Origin of the sequence: Stenotrophomonas sp. JAG2 (assembly GCF_041080745.1) — a bacterium.
Lineage (GTDB): Bacteria > Pseudomonadota > Gammaproteobacteria > Xanthomonadales > Xanthomonadaceae > Stenotrophomonas > Stenotrophomonas maltophilia_AA.
Genome location: NZ_JBEUMH010000011.1, coordinates 109,121 through 129,808 on the forward strand (window position 1 = coordinate 109,121; position 20,688 = coordinate 129,808).

The window sequence follows — 20,688 nt, forward strand, 5'->3', positions numbered from 1 at the left end:
CGGCTCAGCCGTTCGGCGTACCGAAGTGACCCAACTGCGCGCCGGCCAGCAGGTGCAGGTGGATATGGAACACGGTCTGCCCGGCATGCTCGCGGCAGTTCATGACGATGCGGTAGCCGTCCTGCGCGAAACCTTCGCGGCGCGCGTATTCGGCGGCGGCCATGGCCAGCTTGCCGATCAGGTGCGCCTGGTCCGGCCGCACATCATCCAGGGTCGGGATCGCCTCGTGCTTCGGAATGAACAACACGTGCACCGGCGCCTGCGGCGCGATGTCCTTGAAGCCGAGCACCTCCTCGTCTTCGTAGACGATGGTGGCCGGAATTTCGCGGCGGATGATCTTGCCGAACAGGGTGTCGTGGCTCATGAGGGCACCTCGTGGAACAGGGCCTTGGAGAGTAGCGCGGATGCGCGTCCGGTTTCGATCATTGCCGCGCGCTGCGCGGCGTCACTCCTGGACTTCGGTCCGCGTGCCGAACGCGTGCGACAGCGTGCCGCGATCCACGTATTCCAGCTCGCCGCCCAGCGGCAGGCCCTGCGCCAGGCGGCTCGGCCGCACCTTGTAGCCGCGCGCCATCTGCGCGAGGTAATGCGCGGTGGCTTCGCCTTCGACGGTGGCGCTGGTGGCGATGATCAACTCGTTGACCTCGCCCTGCTTCAGGCGCGCCTCCAGCTGATCCAGGCCCAGTTCGCGCGGGCCGATGCCGTCCAGCGGCGACAGCCGCCCCTGCAGCACGAAGTACACCCCGCGGTAGCCGGTGGCCGTTTCGATCGCCAAGCGATCCGCGGGTGATTCCACCGCACACAGCTGCTGGCGCTCGCGACTGCCGTTGGCGCAGACCACACAGATCTCGGTCTCGCTGAAATCCCGGCACTGTTCGCAGTGCCCGATCCGCTCGATCGCCTTGGCCAACACCTCGGCCAGCTTCTGGCCGCCCTCGCGCTCGCGCTCGAGCACGTGATACGCCATGCGCTGGGCAGTCTTCTGGCCCACGCCCGGCAACACGCGGAAGGCCTCGATCAATTGTTCGAGCAGGGGCAGGCTCATGGCGGATCGCTCATCTCAGAAACAAGCGCGCGAAGCCCGGAGGCTTCGCGGCGCGGTCACCACGGTCGCGCCAGGCAGACACCCGGCGCAGGCGGTGGGTCAGAACGGCAGCTTCATGCCCGGGGGCAGCTGCATGCCGGCGGTCGCCGAACCCATGCGGTTCTTCGACTCGGCATCGATCTTGTTGGAGGCATCGTTGAACGCGGCGGCCACCAGGTCTTCGGTCATTTCCGCATCGGACAGCACCGACGGATCGATGCGCACCTTGCGGCATTCCTTGGTGCCGGTCAGGGTCACGCTGACCATGCCGCCGCCGGCGCTGCCGGTCACTTCCAGCTTGGCGAGGTCTTCCTGGGCCTTCTGCAGGTTTTCCTGCATCTTCTGGGCCTGCTGCATCAGTTGGGCGATATTGCCGCGCATGGGTCTTTACTCTTCAAAAGGACGAATGGAATCGGCGACGACCCGGGCACCGTGTTGCTGGACCAGCAACTGCACCGACGGATCGGCCATGAAAGCGGCTTCCGCCGCCGTTTGGCGTTCGCCACGCTGGCGGTCAGCGCGCTGATGCAGGGTCTCGGCACCGGCTGCACCGGTATCGATCACCAGGCGCGGGGCCTGCCCCAGGGGGCCGGTCAACGCCGCGATCAGCGCCGCCTGCGAGCGGTCCGAACTCAAGTACTCAAATCCGGGCGAAATCGCCAGTTTCAAGACGCCGTGCTGGTAGCTGATGAACGCCGAGTGCGCGGCCAGCTGCTTGGACGGGCCATTGAGCTGGCTACCGGCGACCAGTTCCAGCCACGCATCGGCGGTCAGGTCGCCCTGTGCGTCCGAGGGCGCGGTCTCCGGCGCCGAGGGTGCGATGGCGATGCCCTCCGGGCGGGCCACCGGGGCGGCGGCTTCCCGTACAGGCGCGGGAGCAGGAGGTGCCACGGTCCGCTCGGACGGCGCTTCCCACGGGGCGACCATGGCCGCATCCGGGGTGGCCATTTCAGCGGCCAGCGCTTCGTCGCGATCAGCCGCGTCGCTTTCACGGTGCCACGGCGGCAGGTCGTCGTCGGCCGCGGGAGCGACGACGGCGGGCTTGGCCGGTTTCACCGGTTCGGCGGCTGCCGGGGCCGGGGCAGGTTTCCTGGGTGCCGGCGCCATGGGCGCCTCGGGCGCCGCGGAGACCGGGGCAACGACGGGGGCCACAGCGGCCGCATGAGCGACGGGGGCGCTGGCCTTGGTCGGCGCTGCGGCTGGAGCCGGAGCAGCGCTCGCTGACGCAGCGGCCATGCCGGTGCCCTGGCCGCTGGGCTGGCCACCACTGTTCACTTCGGTGCCGGTGCCCGGATCGCGGGGCACCGGCGGTACGGCGGCGGCCGGACGGAACGCCAGCATGCGCAGCACGGCCATCTCGAACCCGGCACGCGGGCTCGGGGCCAGGTGCAGGTCACGACGACCGCCCAAGGCCATCTGATACCAGAGCTGGACCACTTCCGGGCGCAGGCGCTGGGCGAAGGCCTCGGCATCGATCCCCTCGCCTGCCGTCGCGGCGCCCGGCACCAGCTGCTGCACCTGGATCCGGTGCAGGGCTTCGGCCAGGGCGTCGAGCACCCCGCTCCAGTCCGGCGAGAACTCGGCCAGCAGGGCCACGGTCTGCAGCAGGCGCGGGCCATCACCATCGGCCAGCGCATCCAGCATCGCCGCGACCTGGGTGCGGTCGACCGTGCCCAGCATCGCGCGCACGACATCCTCGCGCAGCGCGCCGCCGGCATAGGCAATCGCCTGGTCCAGCAGCGACAGGCCGTCACGCAGGCTGCCATCGGCCGCCTTGGCCAGCTGCACGATCGCGGTCGGGTCGGACTCGATCTCCTCGGCGGCCAGGATCTTCGTCATCTGGCCCTGGATCTGGTCCTCGTCCAACCGCTTCAGGTTGAACTGCAGGCAGCGCGAAAGCACCGTCACCGGCAGCTTCTGCGGGTCGGTGGTGGCCAGCAGGAACTTCACATGCTCCGGCGGCTCTTCCAGCGTCTTCAGCAGCGCATTGAACGCCGCCTTGGACAGCATGTGCACTTCGTCGATCAGGTAGACCTTGTACTTGCCCCGGGAGGGCATGTACTGGGCGTTCTCGATCACCTCGCGGACATCGTCCACACCGGTATTGGACGCGGCATCGATCTCGAGCAGATCGATGTAGCGGCCGGAGTCGATATCCAGGCAGGCCGGACACTGACCGCACGGATCGGCGCTGGTGCCCTGCTCGCAGTTCAGCGACTTGGCGAAAATACGGGCAATGGTGGTCTTGCCGACCCCGCGGGTGCCGGTAAACAGGAACGCATGGTGCACACGGCCGCTGTCCAGCGCATTGCTGAGCGCACGGACCACGTGTTCCTGGCCCACCAGCTCGGCAAAACGCTTCGGACGCCACTTGCGGGCAAGGACGAGATAGGACATCAGGCCACCGTCTTCATCGGGACGACCATTGTGCCACGCCTGTCCAGCCCCCCTGCCCCCTGTGACGAACCGCTTGTGCGAATCCAATTCCCCCGCTAGAATCTGCGCCCCTGCAGCGGGTTATCGCAGCAGGTCCGGAGAGGTGTCCGAGCGGTTGAAGGAGCACGCCTGGAAAGTGTGTAAGCGTCTAAACCGCGCTTCGGGGGTTCGAATCCCCCTCTCTCCGCCAGATTAAGCAAACCCCTGTTTACGCAGGGGTTTTTGCTTTTCTGGGAGAGCATCAGACGGGACACAAATCGGGACACAACCCGATGCGAATTCCCCACCATCTCATCCGCTCCCCCGCTGGCCGCTGGTCCTTCCGGCAGCGAGTCCCGTCCGACCTCCAAGCTCGGCTTGGCCAGACGGTCGTCAAGCGAAGTCTGCGAACCACGGATCTGCGCCAAGCCCAGTTGCAGGCGATCATCTTCGCGTCGCTCTACGCTCAGGTCTTCGATGCAGATAGGGCACTGCCGATGGACCGAATCGAACACTTGACGATTAAACGTTTTTCAACGGACTACAAAGAGGTTCCCACGGAACCCATCGGCCTATTGCTTGGAATCCCCAGCAGCCGCCTGCGCGCCGCCCCACTGCGCATGGAACAGAGGTACCTGATCGAGTCGTGCGGTGGAAAAGCCACGTTTATCAACTGCACGAAGATGTTCGCGCAGTCGCGCAGCATTACTTGGCGATGAGTGCAGAGCAGCGATCAAAACGTCCGGCAACCGCCGGCATTTCCTATTCACGGATTAGCCTCCGGCTACTCGGCCATTGCCTTCAATAGCGCGTCGCGGGCATCGGAGTAGAACTGGATGTCGATCTTGGTGGCCATATCGTCGGACAAGTCAACTAACTGGCGCCGACACGCCACTGGCATCAGCAGCGCCGTCGCGCCTTTCTCAACGGCGATCTCGGCGATCGTGACCGCGTTGCGGACCGGTTCGATCGATCCGCCGAGGTTGATCTCTCCAACGATGATCAAGCCGCCGCGCCCGCTTCGCTTCAAGAGTGACGTGCACAAGGCCACCAACGAGGCCACGCCAAGCTTTGCGCCGGACTTTGCGGCGTCAAATGCCCGAAGCTGTACGGTGAATTCGTGCTGCCTGGGGTCTTTGTCGCCAACCAGCTGCATTGACCTGGCGTACAGGTTCTGCTCGGCGAAGCCGATGCTCTCGCGGAACGCGGACGGAATGGGCTTGTTGAGTACCTTCAAGCCCGACCCTGGGCCTTCGTTGACCTCGATGCGGTAGAGGCCCGAGCCTTCCTCGCCGCCGCCGGGACTAATAGCCCATACCTGCCCAGGCTCCAGCGGGTCACCTCCAATGCTGTTGTCGCTTTGGAGCTCCGGTGTGGAGACGAACTTCTCGACGCCATCAGCGCCCATGACGTAGCTGAAATGGGTGTTCCGGAATTCTGCGGCACCCACCCGTTTCTGCTGCTCCTTCACACGGCGCCGAACCTCCATGGCGATGCGAACGGCCCATTCCAGGTCTTCGTCGGGGACTGGGACATCCGCGCTCGGGTACAGCAGCTTCAGTAAGCCGCTGACCGTCTTGTTGACGGCATTCGTGTCCCGGCCAGACAGGGCACTGCCAAAGAAGACGCGGTTCTGCAACTCGCTCACCCGGCTTTGATTTCGAAGCTGACTCCAGCACTCAGACAGGAAGTCGCTGACCAGGCCGAAGTGATTCGTGACCAGGTCCTTGTTGATCTTGGGCACGTCCCACCCAGGCAAGAACGCATGGATGCGGTCCATAAAGGCCGTGTCATCACGCATCTCCGGCGGCAAGGGTCCAAACAGGTGTCCCGCGCGCTGCTGGTGTTCCACATCGACGTCGAAGTTGCCGACTAGGACGATGCTGCCGTCCGCGCGGATACTCTCCTTGCCACGGCTAAACTCGCCGGACTCCATGTAGCCCTTCATGATGTTCACACCGTCCTTCTGGTCGAAGGAGATGCCTGAAACCTCATCGAAACAGACCACGTCGTACTGGCACACCAAGCCTCGACGGCCCTTGGCGGTGTTCTCCACGAACATCTTGGCCACAGTGGCCTTGCCACCAGAAATCAGGTGGGCGTAAGGCGAAACCTGCTGGAACAGATGGCTCTTGCCCGTGCCGCGCGGCCCGAGTTCAACCAGGTTGTAGTTCCGCTCCACGAAAGGCACCATGCGCAGGAACAGGGCATTTCGCTGGCGGTCGCTCAGCCCACCTGACTCAATGCCGATGGAACGGAGCAGAAAGCACTTCCATTCCTCGGTGGTGAACGCCTGACGCGCCTTGGCCAGGGTGTCCAACACGTCACGCTTGGACAGCTGAATCTCCCGAAGTGAGGTGATCCCAAACGGACGCCCCTTGGCTTCCTGTGCAATCGCTACATCGAATGTCACGCCCAGCTCGGCATAGAAGCCCCCGGTGAGCATGCGTTCGTGTTGGTTGACCAACTCACTGCTAATCCGCACATCCGTCAGGCGTAGGCTCGGCAGGCTGGCGACGTACTCGCCTTTGTTGTCCACGCGTGCCGTCACGATGTCGATGATCTTCACCTCGCCTGTTTCAAGCGCCTTGGCCTTGAACAGCTCTTCCTCGCCGGCTCGCACCGTCCTGGATTTCAACTGCCGTTGAACAATCTCCAGCCCTTCATCGATCTCCTCTTGATCGATGCTGGCGCAATATCGCCCGAGCATGAACTCGACAACGTAGGTCGGCACGGGAAATTGCCGGCTGAAGGTGCGCACCAAGTCTTTGCGGACTAGATACCCGCCCAGCTCCGAGGCGCCTTTCCTGTCTATCTGATCAAGTTCAATCATTCGTCACGCTCCGCCGATCACGGTGTTCGCTTCGGCCACCAGTTCGCCCGACGCGCTGAGCAGGACCAGAAATGCCTCGCGACCTTGCAGTTCTTCGTTTTCAACAACCACCGATGCGGTGCCGTTGTCCTTAAGTGGCTTGATGCATAAGACCAGGCTGGTTGTGGGGTCGCCAGCGCGCGTACGAATGTCGAGCGACAGGCTCGCGTACTGGCCGTCCGCAGCCACCGTGCAGCGCAAGCCCCTCCAGGCGATATCCGTCACCTCGGCGGCTTGCCTGACTGACGCGTTCGCGCCTCGGGTCACGATCAGCTCTAAGGTGAGACATTCTTGAAGACTCAATCCACCATGGTTGTAATCTACCGATTTGCCATAGCACCCCACGCCGTCAGCAAGAGCGAACTGCTGATTCGGGTTCCAGAACCAGGGGTACAAGCGCTCATTGGTGGACGCGCCGGGCTTGATCGAGGCGCAGCGCCCCCACTTGTTGTCCGTGAGGTCCTTTGACATCTGGATGGTTGGCAACTTGCCCGGCATAAGTAGCCAACCGTGATCGGTCACCACCTTGATGCGAGTCCAGCCTGCGGCCAACAACGCAGCAATGCGTTCTGCGATTTCGCCAAGAAGTGGGTCGATGTGTTTGGCCAATTTCCAGCCGCGAACATGGCCCTCACTGTCGATATCGCCGAATTCGCACCATGCGTTGCCGTGCCCGTCACCGTTGTCTGTTCTGTCCAGAACCTTCCAGTTGTCGGCGCTCAGCAGCTTCTTCAGGTGATAGCCGCCTTTGAGCGATTGACCCGTAGCGGCGACACCAGGTTCAAAATCGTCGCAGACATCGCTCCCGCTGATCTTGCTGCGCACTGGGGACACGGCCGCTTTGCCGGTTGCAGTGACGCTGGGCAAGGCGGCCCAGGTCATCGCTTCCGCAACCTGGTAGCCACTCGCCTCCAGGGTTGCCGACAGACGACGCGCGGCATCAAAGCGAAGGCCATCCACAAACAGAACGCATTCACCATCGACCCTATAGAACGCCGGTGCCTCAGCGATCCTTCCGCCTGGATACACCGATCCAGAAATCACCTGCTGCAGGTATCTGGCGGACTCTTCCAGCCACGGAAGATAGATCGCGCGTATCGCCGACGTCACGCCTTCAACGTCTACGGCCTTGTCGACACAGGCCAGCGCCGACAGCATCGCATCGTCAGCCCACCAGCCCTGGGCGGCATAGCCTGATTGCATATCTAAAACCGAGCCGGCAGCCAAACTGGTTTTAGTCACTTCCGCCACTAAGGCCAGATGCTTAACCGCCAAAGCGAGCGGCGACTCCCCAAGCTCAGCCCAGACCAGCTCGCGGCGCGGTCCGTGAGCCTTCTCGATCTCCAGCACCCGCTTTCTTGCTTCGTGCGCAGGCAGGTGACTCAGCGCCAGTAGACCATCCTGGAGCAACTTCTCCTGCTCTTCGTTCCATTGGGGCCAACCACTTAGCTTCTCTCCCGGCGCGTCGAAGATCCCCAGCTGTGGCGGCTTGCACTGGCGTATTCGGCTCGGGATGTGGGGGTAGCGCTTGGGCGCTTCGCTGTAGCGCTCCCACACCGAATGCCAGGGCCCTTCACGCATCGCAAGCTTGCTGGCCCCCGCCAGAACGCCATCGGCCTGGGGGTTGAACGCCAACTGTGACTTACAGACCTCTACAAAGGCCTTCCACTCATGGTCGCCGCGCGTGGTCTGGAACGCATCGCCCAGATCCAGCCACTGCAGCAGATCTCGCACCGGGTCTCCGCCGGTCAGCAGGGTATTGAAGTAGTCCTTGTCCAGCCGCTTGCCCTTCAACAGCTCAAGCTCTTCATCCAGCAGCCGGTACAGCGCCAGTTGCAAGGCGTTCTTGGCTTCTCTGTCTTGGGCGACGTCAAGGCTCATACTGCCTTGATCCGACTTCAGGAAGGCCGCGATAGTCCAGTCCTTGGCGTTGGCCTGCGACCAGATCACGCCCCGGTACTGCAGCTCAGCCAAGGGCTTCAAGAGGTCCGGGCAGTCTTCGATCGCCCGCAAGTCCTGGCGGCTCACGCCAGGCAGGTAGAACACCGGCACGCGGTCGGCCGGCAAAGTGACATCGGGCGCCCTACCGGCGATCACGCAGCGCAGCCAAATTGCAGGGCCGACACGGTTCTCTGGCGAGTAGTCGCCCAGCACCAACAGCTCCGCAAGCTCGCTTTGCAGGCGTGGAATCACCGCCTCCCACTGGCGGTCCTTGTCGGGCCACAAGATGCACGATGGCGCGACTTGAACCTCGGGGTTGAAGATCGCCGAGTCACGCAGTGTTTTGACCAGATGTTCGATCACGCGCATGGCTGGCCCCCTGTCATGGCGAAGAGGCTCAACACCTGGTCAACCAGCTTAGTGGTCCGCGCATCGATCTGCTCGATGCTCCACGCCTCGGCCATTGCAAGTTCGACGTTCAGCTTGAGTCCGTTCTTGTATCCCACCTCACGACCATTGCTGTCGGTGCGGTCGCGCTTGTCGTTGAAACTCTTGTTGCCCAGCGCACTGTTGAAAGCCGAAATCGTCAGGTTGCCCAGCTTGTGAACGTGGGTCTCTTGAATGGCCTTGGCCTTCTTCGCATCGCCGTCGGCAATCATGTTCACCCAAGACGCGGGGATGTTGTCGCCCTGAGGGAAGATGTGCTCGATCGTCCACACGAAGAGCTTGCCTTCGTACCTCCACAGATCGACCCAGGTCTCTTTGGTCATGCTCTGCTCGGCCAAGACGCACAGGACAAACCGGGTGACCCCGGCGTTCTCCTCGTAGATGGCGCCTTCCAGCTTGCTGCGGAAAGTCTCGTCGCTGGCCGACACCGCCAGCAGCTCGTCGCGGATGGTCTTCACCACGGCGGCACCCGACAGCTCTGCGACCTTGTGGATGGTGGCCATGAACAAACGCGTCAGGTCGCGGGTGGGCGGCGTATCGGTGAGGTTGCGTCGGACGAAGAAGCAGACCAGCAGCCGCGCAATCTCCTCCAACTGCGCCACGTCGATGCCCAGCGCCTCACGCCGCGCCAGTAGGTACAGCATCAACAGGTACGACGGGGCGCCCTGAATGCGCTCCAGGTCTTTCAGCGGCTTGTCCAGCGGAGCCCAGGCCTCGTCCGTATTCCGCGCCAGCATCAGTGCATACAGCTGACCGGCGGAACGAATGGCCTCCAGGTGGTGCTTGGCGTCCTGATTGATTAGCTTCTCGTAAATCTGGATCAGGTTGGACCTTGTGGCCACCGGTCCCAGGGGGTCCTTCTTCTTTTCCTCGTCCTTGCGGAACGGCACGTTCAGCGGGTCTTTGAACGCGTTGTAGTAGTGCCGGAAGAAGCGTTCCTGGACGCTGTAGTCGTCGCCCAGATAGCCCAGCAGCTTGTTCCACACGTCAAAGTAGTGGTCCACCTTGCCGGGCTCAGTGGTCTCCAGCCTTGCCAGCAGCTTGTTCTTGATCAGGTCGATGGCCGTGAGCGCCATGCCCCGGTTGTTGAGCGACTCGAACAGCGTGTAGGCATCGGCGTGGCTGGCCACCTCGATCTTCACCAGGCAGGCCTGGCTCACCTTGTCGAGAAAGGCCATGATCGATGCCAGGCGATCGTTTCCGCCCTGCACCATCTCTTCGATGCGACCCTGGAAGTACCGGAAGGCGCGGAAGATCTTGCGGTTGCCCGCGTAGGCTGGCGAATCGAAGGGGCTGATCACGCCCACGTTGAACAAGACGGCACGGTAGTCGTTCTGGTTGTTGTTCTGAATTTGCGGGATGACGCGCAACTGGTTGTCTCCCTTCTTCAGCACGAGCTTGCGCTTGAGGTTAATCAGCTCCACGCGCTGGTCGTCATCCAGATCTTTTTCGTGCAGTTTCAGTGACTGGTACAACGCAGCGAAGAGCAGCGACAGCGTGGTCAGCCGCTGCTGGCCATCCACCACCTCCAGCCGCTGCACCGCCAAGGTGTCCGTGGTCTGGTTTATGCAGATGATCGAGCCCAAGAAGTACCCGGGGTCATTCTCTTCTATGTCATCGAAGAGCGACTCCCACTGATCCATCTTCCAGGTGTATTCGCGCTGGTAGCGCGGGATCGCATAGACGACACCTGCTTCGATGTCGAAGAGCTGCGAGACCGGGTAATTATTGACCGACTTGATCATTTCGCCTTCTCCCTGGCAGCTCGCTTCTCGGCCAAGCTCAAGTGATGATCGTTGATCCGGTCGCCCACCTTGCCTCCGTGCTCCGGGCCCAAGTCGTACCACGGCGCGGACGGCACGTCGCTACCGCGATCCTTGTCCCATTTGACCTTGGGGCGCTCGCGCAGGATGCCAGCGCCTTTCTTGCCGACATCCGGCACGGACAAGAAGGGGCGGATGTTCAGGCGCACGCCGTCGTTGAGGTCGGGGTCCCAGCCGATGGGCTGCTGGGCCAGCGGTTTCCAGCGCACGAAGATGTCTTGCGGCGCCTCGCCTTTGAGGATCAGCTCTAGACGTGATTTGAGGGCTTGGGCGGCATGCAGTTTTTCCTGTGCGCCGTCCACGCCGGCCGCCAGGTCCTGGGTCTGGCGGCTGATCCAGTCCCCCAGATGAGTGTAGATCAGCGCTTCCAGAGTCTTGGTGTCGAGTCGGTGGTAGTTCACGAGCGCGCCAAAGCCGTCGCGCAGGCCGTCCCAGATGTGCCAGATGAAGGGGCGCTGGTGGAACAGCTCGCAGTGCTGGGCGAAGAACTTTTCGCGCAGCCAGGTCTCCAGCGACTTGCCGGCGTGGCCGGCCGTGGCCAGCAACCGGGCCAACACGTCGCTGTTCCAGGCCGGGCCGTAGGCGGCGGCGAGCAGGTTCAGCAGGAGATCGGCGGCGGGCTTTTCCCGGCCCACCGGCGGCAGGCAGACGATGCCGTCGCGATCGGCATGCGCGGCCAGCGCTTCACAGCGCTTGACCCATGTGCGCTGTTCGTCGGCCAGTTCCATGTCGGCATCGGTTTCCGCCGGCCAGCGGTAACCGAGCAGGCGGGCGACGGCGATCTGCAGCACGTTGGCATCCGCGCGCAGCGGGCCACCGGCGGTGCGCTTGGCGTCCTCGTCCCAGACCACCGAGCCGCAGGGATGGCCGTGGAAGACCCATTGGGTAGGATCGTCGGAATAGGGCTGCGGTAGGCCGTGGGGATAGCACTCGGCGGCGATCTGCTCCCAGCGTTCAAGATCGAACGGCACCTTGACCAGCGTGGCGTTGGTGACCTTCAACGCTTGGTCGATTTGGCGAACGGCTTCGTTGTAGTCGGACGAGGAGCAGAAGCACCAGATAGCGGGGAGGTGGGCTTCCTTACTTGGGACGATAACCGCAACGTTCTGGTGGAATCGCTCCTTCGCAAACACATAGGGGTACAACTGCCCCATGCGATGAACGGCGACGCCAGCTCTGCCAAGCGCCTTTAATCCCTTTGTTGGATACGCCGTCGGCAATGACAACAAAAGACCCTTGCCCTGTTCCCAGCGAACAACCCAAGAACTGCCTGCGTCCGGCTTGAACTCATCGGGAGTGCTTTGCATCAACTCCCAAACAGCACGATCAACCTGCGGTTGCTCCCAGAAGCCACAAACGAACATTGGATCATCGCTGGTTTGGAGACCGACAAGGCCCTCTGCATATCGACTCAGCAAAGGCAGGTCATCATTCTCGCCGAACGCGATACGTGCATCCGGGTTACGGAGCTGAGCATGCTGACTTACTTTCACCAGCTCACCTTCGCGCAGCAACGCCGCCTTCTCCTGCACCATATTCGGAGCACTGACATCCACTCCACGAAGCTGAAAACCGTGTGATGGTGTGACGCGGGTCTGGGTTAGTAACTGAACATTGAAATCCCACATTGGGGTTTGGAACCCCTTGGCCCCCAACAGAGCAATGAGGTTGAACTGCACCCGCTTGAGCAGCGACTCGCGCTGCTTCTTGTAGCTGGTCAGGAACAACCAGTTCTGCGGCATCACGATCTGCGCCACGCCGCCATCCCCACACAGTTCCAGACAACGCTCCAGGAACACATTGGCCAGGTCGTTCTTCGCCGCCGCGTAATGGGCCTCGCAATAGTCCTTCAGCGCCTCGCTCTGCTTGCCACGCGCCAAATACGGCACATTGGTAATTACCAACTGATAACGCGCTTCCAGCAGCCGCGCGGCATCCAGCAGGCCCAGCGCACTGAGCGCCGATTCGCGCCGCCCACCGGCCTCCTCACCACTGCTCTCCTGCTTCAGCGCCGCCAACAGCAGCGGTTCCAGTTGCGCATAGTCGGCGCTATACAAGTCACCCTTCTGGCGGCTTGGCGAGATCAAGCTACCCAGCAGCGGCGCCTGCGCAAGCTGCTGATGCAGCCGAGCCAGACCTTCGCGCAAGGCATTGGCATTCGCGGCATCGTCCGGCACCAGTGCCTGCCAGTCCTCGGCCTTGCCGGCCACCTTCAATCCGCAACAGGCAATATGCGGGCTGGGAATCTCGCGCACGCCCAGCGGCTGACCACTCTCGTCCGGATAGCGCCAGGCTTCCAGCGCCACAGCGAACACCGCGATCTCCACGCAGCGGGCATCCAGCTCCAGGCCGTGCAGGTTCTGCGCCAGCGCGCGGTCCACCGCCTCGCGCACGCTAAGGCCTTCGGCGGCCATGCGCATCGGCACCAGCATCAGAAACGCGGCGACGAGGAAGTGGCCCGAGCCGCAGCACGGATCCAGCAGCTTGAAGTCGGCCAGTGAATCGGGCCAGCCGTCGAACTTGCCGGCAGCAGGCGTGCCGTCCTCTAGGGTGCGGAAGTAGTCGAGGTTCACCGGACATGGCTTGCCCGGGTGCCGGGTAGCCCACCAGGCCCCGAGCGAGTTGTGCAGCAAGAAGGCCACCATGTAAGGCTCGGTGAAGAGCTGGGTGACGGCAGGCAACTCGTCGGCGCCTATCTTCACTTCGGACTTGTTGATGCGCTCCTTGTTGTCGGCCTGCCAGAACTGGTACACCCAGCCCAGGCTGTCGCTGGCTTTGAACACCGCATCGGGCAGGTCCTTGAGCAAGCGTTCCAGCTCGCTCTGGTGCTCAGGCGCAAAGGTCAGTTCGAACACTGGCGAGCCCGGCTTGAACACCTGCGGCAGCATGCGGGCGGCCAACTTGCCGGCCAGCTCCCAACCGCTCTTGGCGCCTTCATCGGGGGCCAGCTCATCGCACTCTTCGATGGTGACGGCCACACCGTCGTACATCAACAGGTTGTTGTCAGCAAGGAAGCGGGCGAACAGCATGCGGTGCCAGTGCTGGTAGGCCACTTCTTGTACCAGGTGCTGCACCTCTTGCTTGCCGTAGGTGGGGTTGGTGCTCTTCGAGTCGCGGGCGTCACCGAGCTGCTTGCCGTGGGTGCGCAGGCGGTTGCGCAACGCCTTCTCGGCATCGCTTAGAAATGCCTCGACTTTGTCGTGGCCAACGCCCAGTTGGTCCACCGCCGCTTGGGCAGCAGATTCAGCGACCGTGCGGGCCGCTTTGACGGTCTTCTCCAGCGCGCCGCGCAGGTCTTTGTCGAGTGCTTGCATCATGCTAAATCAGACCTCAGTGAAGGATGACCGGGCCTTTTTTTAGGGCCTGTGCGATTGTTTGCTTGGCATCCAGCAACCAGGCGTCGATGTCTTCATCGGTCTTGATGGTGCGGTGAGGCAGCTTGACGAACTGCGCCTTGGGCTCCATCAACTCGGCGGCAGCCACCAGCACAGCGTCGAAGCGCGAGTCGATGGCGACCACACGATCAGCGAACGACGACAGCGACAAACGATCAACCGTCGCCAGCACTTCATCGGTGTTGGCCACTTGCACCTTGGGTGCGTCGGTGAGGGTCAGTCTCTGGACAGCCAGCAGGCTGTTGCGCTGCTCGGGCTCCAGCTGTTTCCAGTTGGTGTCGGCGTCCAGGCGCGCCATGCCGTTCTTGTGGCGGGTCTGGTAGTCGGTGTGCAGGCGGTTCAGCTCGTCACGCAGCAACTGAGTGAGGCTGGCCACCAGCGGCGTGACGGGATCAGGCTCTTCCAACAGTTGGCGCTGCTGCTCCAGGTGCGTGACCTGCGCTACCAAGACTTCGGCATCCGACAAGGCGTTGGCCTGCGCCAGCAGACGTTTGAGGGTGCTCCAGGCGGGCAGGCGCTTGTCGATGCGCTCGGCCAAATCCGTCCAAGTGTCGATGGCGTCGCTGAGTTCGTCGCGTTGGTTGTAGAGAGCCAACAGCTGCTCGTTGCCGACGGTGAGGCGGATCTCTTCCAGCCCCTTCGTTTCCGGGCGTGCCGGACGTGGAGCCTCGCCCCCTGCGCGGTTGGCCAGCTCTTGCGCGCTGAGCAGGAACTGCGGCACGCAGGCCAGCTCTTCGCCTTGCTTGGCAGTAAGGCGGATCTTCTGCAGCACCTTGCGGATCTGAATGCGCTGCGCTGCCGAGACGGTGGCCGACTCGACCTTGAACATGGTCTTGCCGATGACTTTGCGCTCAAGATCTTTCGGGTCAATGGTCTGACCCTTCTCATCCGGGGCGCGGATCAGCCCTGCTACCAGCAGCACCTGCAAGCCACCGTCCACCGCGTCACCCGGCCAGCCGTAGGTGGCACCCTCGAAGTTCTTGCGGATGTCGATGCCTTTCTTGCCGCCGGCAATGAAGGCCAGGATGGCTTTGCAGACCGGGTTCTTGGCGGGCTCGCCGTCGTCGCCCACACTCTTGAGGGCATCTGGCGCACCCTTCTGCGCCTTCTCGTAGACCTTGGGCCAACCGGCGTGGTCGGCGATGTTGAACTGCGGGTAGAGCCGCTGCAGCGCGTTGGTGGCAGCCTCCAGCGTCATGTCCTGCAGGTCGGTCCCCAGGATCTCGTTGCCACCGCCTTGGAAGACGCGGGCGCCCGAGAAGGCCTCTTGCAGCAGCTCGCGGATCTTGCCTTCAGCGGTCTGCTTGGTGGTCTCCATGGCCGAGCGGGCCTCGGTGCCCTCGGCGGTGTTGGGTACGCCGCGTTTGTCCAGCGTGGCGCTGGCGGCCTTGAAGTCGATCAGGTAGTGGCGCAGGTCATCGGCCGAGCGCTTGGGGATGAACACGAACACGGTGGGCGACTGGTTTCCCGCCTGGCGCGCATCGGCCCGCACCGAGTTCTCATCGATGCTCCAGCCATCGCGCACCCAGACGCAGACCTTCTCGGCGGCGTCGCCCGGCAATTGGGCATCGAACACCGGGAAGATATCGCGCGTGACCTTGGACGTGCCTTGGGTTAGCGACAGTTTGCGCACCATCTCGCCGAAGCGGCGGCGGATGCGATCGTCGCGCTCCGCGTCTACCCGGTGGGCTTCGTTGGCTAGGCTGTTGCGCTGGCTGAGGAACTCGTCGTTCCAGGCGGCGCTTTCTTCGGTCTGGATGCGGTACTCGTCACCGACCTTCATCAGCAGCTCACACTTGTCGAGCACGCTCGGGAGCTTGCTGCGCAGCGCGCTGGAGCCTTGGGTGAGGTCTTCCACCAGCAGGTCGGCCAACGTGTCGACGGTAGCGCGAATACCGATTTCGTTGTTGCTGCTGGCCAGCTTGTTGATCAGGAAAACTAGGCCACAAGCGCGGCCCATCAGGCGCTGGTCATCGGTGCCTTTGACCCAGACCATGGTCTTCTCATGCACCTTGCGCGGCAGGATGCGCGACTGCAGCAGCTTGTCGGCCGCATCGAAGTACAGGTAGTCCGCTGGCACCACGCTGCCGACCGGTGCATCCACATTGGTCTGGATGACCTTGTGGATCATCGAGAGCTGATTGCGCAACTGACTGTCGGTGCCGGTCTGGTCCAGCACACGCAGGGTGTTTTCCCAAAAGCGACGGCGCACCGGCAGGATGGGATAGTCCTGCGGGAAGAATTGAATGTCGTCGGCGCGGTGGCCGATGGTGGTGCCGGCTAGGTGGCGTGAGATTTCGCCCAGGTTGGTCTGCATCATTCTTTCGACCGGTGCCTTGGCCTCGGGCTTCTTGGCCAGGATGACCTGGCGTATCACGGCATCGACGTCAGCGTCGGACAGCTCCACACGCACAGTGAAGCGGCCCTCGAGCTTCTTGAGGTTGGAGGTGCCGGTGACGGCTGTTTGGCCGGTGCCGATGAACAGCATCTTGGCGCCGATGTTTTTGCAGCAGGCTTCGACCACTTCCTGCACATCAATGGAGCGCTGGCTGTCTTCGCCAATGTACTGCTGCACCTCGTCGAGCACGACCAGGGTCAGCGGGAATTTGCCGTCGCGGGTCAGCGCCTGGCGAATGGCCTTGAGCATGTCGCCGCTGGAGACATCCTGCACATAGGGGTACAGGTTGTTCAGGGTCTCGACGCAGGACGCTGGCGACGTGAACAGGTTGGCCTTGGCCTTGACCAGCGCTTCGTGCAGCCCCTCCGCCACGTAAAAGTTGTCGAGCTCTTCGTTCCAGTCGAAGCCGCTCTTCTCCACATAGCCCCGCACGGCGTCGTAGATGCCCTCATGCTGGAGCCACATGACAAAGCGCGCCACCGGGTATTGCTCCGGCAAGCCGGCGGACTTGAAGAGGATGCCTAGCAGGGCCATGCGCACGGACTTGTCGCGCGAACTGGAGCCCAGCGTGCCCGACGCCGCATGCAGACCGCCATGGCGCCTCGCCTGGGTACTGAGCTCCTTGAGCTGGTCGCTCACGCCTTGTGGCAGGTTCGCGATGCCCCGCGCGGTGGCGTTGTCGTCAAAGGCGCTGTCGACCCAGAGTGCCCGCAGCATCTTGACCAGGTGCGACTTGCCCGAGCCGTAGAAACCGCTGACCCACACGGCAGGCTGCTCGGCATGCTCGATGTTTTTCAGGTAGATGTCGAGGATGTGTTCCAGGCCTTTTTCGTACTGGCCATCGCAGACGAAGGTTTCAAGCTCGTATCGCAGCACGGACAGGGCCTGGTTCGTTTTTTCGTCATTGACGCTGGCCACGCCCTCATTGACCAGCTTGCGGGTCGACGGATCCTTTTGGTAGATGTCGCGATTGAGCATGTGGTTCCCCTTAGTCAGAATTCTTTGTCTGCGGTGATTGGTACAGCGAGGTAGTTCCAGCCGTCATACCCATCCAGCAATCGGTAGTTGTTATCTTCGTAGCTACCAGGGAAGAACACCAAGAGGCGGCCTTTCACCTTAGGGGCCAGCTTGTCCACGACTTCCTTGACCTTCAGGAAGCCGAACAGAGTGCCCAAGCCTTGGAGCGCCACGACAAAATCTTTGCCGACGTTCTTGTCTTGCAGGAAGGCCTCGAACTCGGCTTCGATGTAGCTGAGATACTTGGGCAGCAGCGTGGGCAACAGACTGGGCTTCTGAAAGTAGCTCTTGACGTAGCGCTGGGATGTCAACCAGTTCGGAAACGATTCCGTCAGGTCGAATACGGCCCAGTCATGGCCCGCCACACGGGTGGCGATCTCAAACTCGTCAACTTTGGCCCGTAGGCGCAGTTCTTCCGTCTCGTGATACACGCAGAAGATCACGCGCTGAGCGGCGGCGACATCGTCGCGCCATGGGACAGCTACGTACTTGCTGTAGGACTGGGTCAATCGCTTAATTCTGCTCACGAAGCCACTCCATTTCCTGCGCAGTGATCAAGTTAGGGAAAAGCACCTCGACCACCTGGCCGACGCGTTTGAGCGAAATCCAACCCCGGCGCGAGGCGTCCTCGGCCGACTCGATCGTCTTTTCAAATGAACAGTCGAGCACTCGAGTGAATTCGCTCCTAAACAGCGACTCACCGCGCAGACCGCTGACGTACCCCAGAAGCAGCGCCAACGACACCGCGCCTGGCGTCGCCACGGCACGGGCACGCAACTTGCGAACGCGGCCAGCCAGGTGGCCGGACTGGGTCCAGGACGAGTTGATGTTCTGAGCGGTGGACTTGAGCGTGGCCTTGCTGAAGCGCCCCGGCTCTTGTGCATCGATAAACTCTTCCATCGCCTCACGGGTGACGGTGGCCCCTTCATGGAAGCTCAAGACAAAGGGAGCCGTGGCCCGAAACATGGGATCACGCGGGTAGGCGCACAGCGCTGCCAACAGTGGCTGCCCGTCCACATCGCGCTGCCAGAAGAAACGTAATGCACGGAACACTAACAAGCTGGGGTCGAGAGCGTAGAGATCGGCCAGGTGCCGGAAGGTCAGCGTCCGTGTCTTACCCGAACGTTTTCCCAGGCAATTGGCAGTCTGGATCGCTTCCATGTAGTCGGCCCTGGCCGAGTCAGCCGCGTCCACAAAGGACAGCAGGGCGCGCAGCTCGGCGAGCATTATCGTCCGGGCGGTATGGACGCCGCCGCGCTCGTAGCTGAAACCCAGTCGCTCCAGCTTGGTGTTGTGTTTGTTCTCTTGGGTCACGTTGACATCAGTCCTGATATTCAGTCGGCATCGGCTCGATCCGTTGCTAGTCATGAGATCGGTATCCCGGCGCAAGGAAGGCATTGCGCACACCGTAGATGGCAAGGTGATCCTTCAGCCAAAGCCGGTATTCATTGCCCCGCAGAGAGTGATCCGGTGAGCAGTCCACACTCCATTTTCGCAGGATGTATCCGGCCGTGGCAGCGCGCAGCTTCATCCGCAGCACGCCATCGCACATGCCGTAATCCACTTCGGTGATCTCTGCCCGGGGTTGATCCGGATGCGGCACCAACTCCAGCTCAACGATGCGGGTCCACTGAATGTCTTGATCGCTCGTCTCGTGGGGTGCCACTGGCTGGCCCTTGAGCACGACGGGATTCTTGATGCGGGTTATGACGAAATCCCGGAACTCCTGCGACGTTCGGTCGAAGGCGCGGACGTGCCAGCGGGGGTCGTTGTCGATCAGTGCGAACGGGACGATTTCCCGCTCCGTGCGGCCACTGGAGATGGAGTGGTACTCAATGCCGAGCGGACACTGCTGGTGTATCGCACGGGTCACGCTCGCGAGCACGTCCAGATCCGGGGGCGTAAGCCCGGACGGGCGCTCGCTCGCCACCCACGCTTTGAGCCGCATTGGCTCGCCATCACCGAAGCCCTGGGTCAGCCACGACAACACTCGCTCCGGCGGGAAATCGAAGAGGGGCTGAAAGCTCGGTCCGAGGATGTAGGACTTGCCCTTGGAGTCGTAGTCGATGTTGCCGGGGACCAGCTCTTTGTACAGCGCCAGATCCCTGGATGCGGCAGCAGACTGGATGCCAAACCGAGAGACCAAGTCCGAGCGTCGCATCTCCCCCATGAAGCGCGCGCGCAACTCCACGAAAGCGAGCCGGTCACGTTGTGGCTGGGTTAGATAGGCAAGCTGTTCCGTTGACATCCTGACTGGCTCGTTCTGGTTTAGAAAACACTTTTTGGCGGTTTGGCGGTCATTTCGACCAGTGAATCATCTGCTCCATAGCCCGCACAGAACAACATCATATCAATTAATACTTCGCATTTTGATAACCATTCATCATTGCAGGCGCCCTCCACCATCTACGGCGAGGAAATCAGCCGCATTGAGCGCCTGGATCTGAACTGGATTACGGAGACTGGCCGCGCTCAAGCTCATGGCACTGCCCCCGCCCCTCGGAAGCAGAAAAGATGCGGAACTACGGGCCCCGGCCGAATGCCGCAGCGTCCAACTGGGGTCAACAGCATGGGCACCTCCGCCCGGCTCGCTTTTGAAGGCAGCTTTGAGAGCTCCAGTCCTCCCCTCTCCGCCAAGCTCACCGTTTGACATCCGCCCACGATGACATGGTCAAAAACTCGCACGTCCACCAACGCCAACTCGTGCTTGAGTCTCGCAGCGACACGCCAAAGTCTCCCATGCCCACCCTCCGCCCCTACACCGCAACAGACGCCCCCGCCTGCCTCGCACTGTTCGACACCAACGTGCCGCGTTACTTCGCCCCACACGAACGCCAGGACTTCACCACCTACCTGCTCCACCCACACCGCGCCCACGACTATCTGGTCATCGACCACAACGGCGAGCTCGTCGCCTGCGGCGGCATCGCCCTGGACAACGAACACACCGCCGCCTTCTGCTGGGGCATGGTCGACCGCACCCGGCATCGCCAAGGCCTCGGCACGCAGCTCTCCCACGCACGCCTGGCCCACGCAACAACGCTCGGCGCCCAGCGCGTAACGCTCAGCACCAGCCAGCACACGCAGGCGTTCTACGCCGGCCTCGGCTTCGTCGTCACCCACATCACCCGTGATGGGCATGGCCCCGGGCTGGATGCGGTGGAGATGGTGCTCGAACTGGCGCCGCACTGAGCGACGCCAGCGATTCGATCGGGTCAGCCGTGCGCCAGCCACGCATGGCGTGGCTCTTATCTCTTGCCGATCTGGCACTTTAGGTGCCGAGAGCCCGGCGTGGG

14 protein-coding genes and 1 tRNA gene are annotated in these 20,688 nt (G+C 62.5%); 3 read left to right on the top strand and 12 right to left on the bottom strand.

What is annotated here, in order from left to right:
* Positions 1-4: 4 nt before the first annotated feature.
* The 4 genes from AB9O74_RS14890 to dnaX all read right to left on the bottom strand — a co-directional run bounded on the left by AB9O74_RS14890 (position 5) and on the right by dnaX (position 3,481).
* Positions 5-364: a histidine triad nucleotide-binding protein gene (locus AB9O74_RS14890; protein ID WP_019185337.1), complete on the bottom strand. Its 360-nt coding sequence runs from the start codon at positions 362-364 to the stop codon at positions 5-7.
* Between the two features lie 81 nt (positions 365-445).
* The gene (recR, locus tag AB9O74_RS14895) at positions 446-1,045 is read right to left on the bottom strand and encodes a recombination mediator RecR (protein WP_369349763.1); all 600 of its coding nucleotides are present in this window, start codon (positions 1,043-1,045) and stop codon (positions 446-448) included.
* 99 nt (positions 1,046-1,144) lie between these two features.
* Positions 1,145-1,465, bottom strand: coding sequence for a YbaB/EbfC family nucleoid-associated protein (locus AB9O74_RS14900; protein WP_019185335.1), 321 nt, complete (start codon positions 1,463-1,465; stop codon positions 1,145-1,147).
* A gap of 6 nt (positions 1,466-1,471) precedes the next feature.
* Complete coding sequence (dnaX, locus tag AB9O74_RS14905; protein WP_369349764.1) at positions 1,472-3,481, bottom strand: DNA polymerase III subunit gamma/tau; 2,010 nt, start codon at positions 3,479-3,481, stop codon at positions 1,472-1,474.
* Between the two features lie 136 nt (positions 3,482-3,617).
* On the opposite strand from dnaX, the gene AB9O74_RS14910 reads away from it, so the two are divergent.
* Both AB9O74_RS14910 and AB9O74_RS14915 read left to right on the top strand, forming a co-directional pair.
* Positions 3,618-3,710 (top strand) — tRNA-Ser (locus AB9O74_RS14910).
* 82 nt (positions 3,711-3,792) lie between these two features.
* The gene (locus AB9O74_RS14915; protein ID WP_369349765.1) at positions 3,793-4,218 is read left to right on the top strand and encodes a DUF6538 domain-containing protein; all 426 of its coding nucleotides are present in this window, start codon (positions 3,793-3,795) and stop codon (positions 4,216-4,218) included.
* A 65-nt stretch (positions 4,219-4,283) separates the two neighbouring features.
* Here AB9O74_RS14915 and brxL read toward each other — a convergent pair whose 3' ends face one another.
* From brxL to AB9O74_RS14955, 8 genes are read right to left on the bottom strand one after another with little or no spacing between them, the layout of a single operon-like run.
* Positions 4,284-6,332, bottom strand: coding sequence for a BREX system Lon protease-like protein BrxL (gene brxL, locus AB9O74_RS14920; RefSeq protein WP_369349766.1), 2,049 nt, complete (start codon positions 6,330-6,332; stop codon positions 4,284-4,286).
* A gap of 3 nt (positions 6,333-6,335) precedes the next feature.
* Positions 6,336-8,681 carry a BREX-1 system phosphatase PglZ type B gene (gene pglZ, locus AB9O74_RS14925; RefSeq protein ID WP_369349767.1) on the bottom strand — a complete coding sequence of 782 codons (2,346 nt, stop codon included), beginning with the start codon at positions 8,679-8,681 and terminating at the stop codon, positions 6,336-6,338.
* Positions 8,672-10,504 (bottom strand): DUF262 domain-containing protein, encoded by a 1,833-nt coding sequence (locus tag AB9O74_RS14930; protein WP_369349768.1) that lies wholly within the window; start codon positions 10,502-10,504, stop codon positions 8,672-8,674. The genes pglZ and AB9O74_RS14930 overlap by 10 nt, the downstream gene beginning before the upstream one ends.
* On the bottom strand, positions 10,501-13,899 hold the full coding sequence (locus AB9O74_RS14935; RefSeq protein ID WP_369349769.1) for a DNA methyltransferase: 3,399 nt from the start codon (positions 13,897-13,899) through the stop codon (positions 10,501-10,503). The genes AB9O74_RS14930 and AB9O74_RS14935 overlap by 4 nt, the downstream gene beginning before the upstream one ends.
* Before the next feature lie 13 nt (positions 13,900-13,912).
* Entirely contained in the window at positions 13,913-17,353 is a 3,441-nt protein-coding gene (brxC, locus tag AB9O74_RS14940) for a BREX system P-loop protein BrxC (RefSeq protein WP_369349770.1), read from the bottom strand.
* A gap of 14 nt (positions 17,354-17,367) precedes the next feature.
* Positions 17,368-17,901: a BREX protein BrxB domain-containing protein gene (locus tag AB9O74_RS14945; RefSeq protein ID WP_369349771.1), complete on the bottom strand. Its 534-nt coding sequence runs from the start codon at positions 17,899-17,901 to the stop codon at positions 17,368-17,370.
* A gap of 4 nt (positions 17,902-17,905) precedes the next feature.
* Positions 17,906-18,706, bottom strand: a complete 801-nt coding sequence (locus tag AB9O74_RS14950) for a hypothetical protein (RefSeq protein WP_369349772.1) — start codon at positions 18,704-18,706, stop codon at positions 17,906-17,908.
* A 46-nt stretch (positions 18,707-18,752) separates the two neighbouring features.
* The gene (locus tag AB9O74_RS14955) at positions 18,753-19,640 is read right to left on the bottom strand and encodes a helix-turn-helix transcriptional regulator (RefSeq protein WP_369349773.1); all 888 of its coding nucleotides are present in this window, start codon (positions 19,638-19,640) and stop codon (positions 18,753-18,755) included.
* A gap of 491 nt (positions 19,641-20,131) precedes the next feature.
* Between AB9O74_RS14955 and AB9O74_RS14960 the strand changes: the two genes are divergently transcribed.
* The gene (locus AB9O74_RS14960) at positions 20,132-20,584 is read left to right on the top strand and encodes a GNAT family N-acetyltransferase (RefSeq protein WP_369349774.1); all 453 of its coding nucleotides are present in this window, start codon (positions 20,132-20,134) and stop codon (positions 20,582-20,584) included.
* Positions 20,585-20,688: the final 104 nt, after the last annotated feature.

What these genes read in the sequence shown, in the direction of transcription:
- AB9O74_RS14890 (WP_019185337.1), bottom strand. Translation starts at nt 364, where the DNA reads ATGAGCCACGACACCCTGTTCGGCAAGATCATCCGCCGCGAAATTCCG.
- recR (WP_369349763.1), bottom strand. Translation starts at nt 1,045, where the DNA reads ATGAGCCTGCCCCTGCTCGAACAATTGATCGAGGCCTTCCGCGTGTTG.
- AB9O74_RS14900 (WP_019185335.1), bottom strand. Translation starts at nt 1,465, where the DNA reads ATGCGCGGCAATATCGCCCAACTGATGCAGCAGGCCCAGAAGATGCAG.
- dnaX (WP_369349764.1), bottom strand. Translation starts at nt 3,481, where the DNA reads ATGTCCTATCTCGTCCTTGCCCGCAAGTGGCGTCCGAAGCGTTTTGCC.
- AB9O74_RS14915 (WP_369349765.1), top strand. Translation starts at nt 3,793, where the DNA reads ATGCGAATTCCCCACCATCTCATCCGCTCCCCCGCTGGCCGCTGGTCC.
- brxL (WP_369349766.1), bottom strand. Translation starts at nt 6,332, where the DNA reads ATGATTGAACTTGATCAGATAGACAGGAAAGGCGCCTCGGAGCTGGGC.
- pglZ (WP_369349767.1), bottom strand. Translation starts at nt 8,681, where the DNA reads ATGCGCGTGATCGAACATCTGGTCAAAACACTGCGTGACTCGGCGATC.
- AB9O74_RS14930 (WP_369349768.1), bottom strand. Translation starts at nt 10,504, where the DNA reads ATGATCAAGTCGGTCAATAATTACCCGGTCTCGCAGCTCTTCGACATC.
- AB9O74_RS14935 (WP_369349769.1), bottom strand. Translation starts at nt 13,899, where the DNA reads ATGATGCAAGCACTCGACAAAGACCTGCGCGGCGCGCTGGAGAAGACC.
- brxC (WP_369349770.1), bottom strand. Translation starts at nt 17,353, where the DNA reads ATGCTCAATCGCGACATCTACCAAAAGGATCCGTCGACCCGCAAGCTG.
- AB9O74_RS14955 (WP_369349773.1), bottom strand. Translation starts at nt 19,640, where the DNA reads ATGTCAACGGAACAGCTTGCCTATCTAACCCAGCCACAACGTGACCGG.
- AB9O74_RS14960 (WP_369349774.1), top strand. Translation starts at nt 20,132, where the DNA reads ATGCCCACCCTCCGCCCCTACACCGCAACAGACGCCCCCGCCTGCCTC.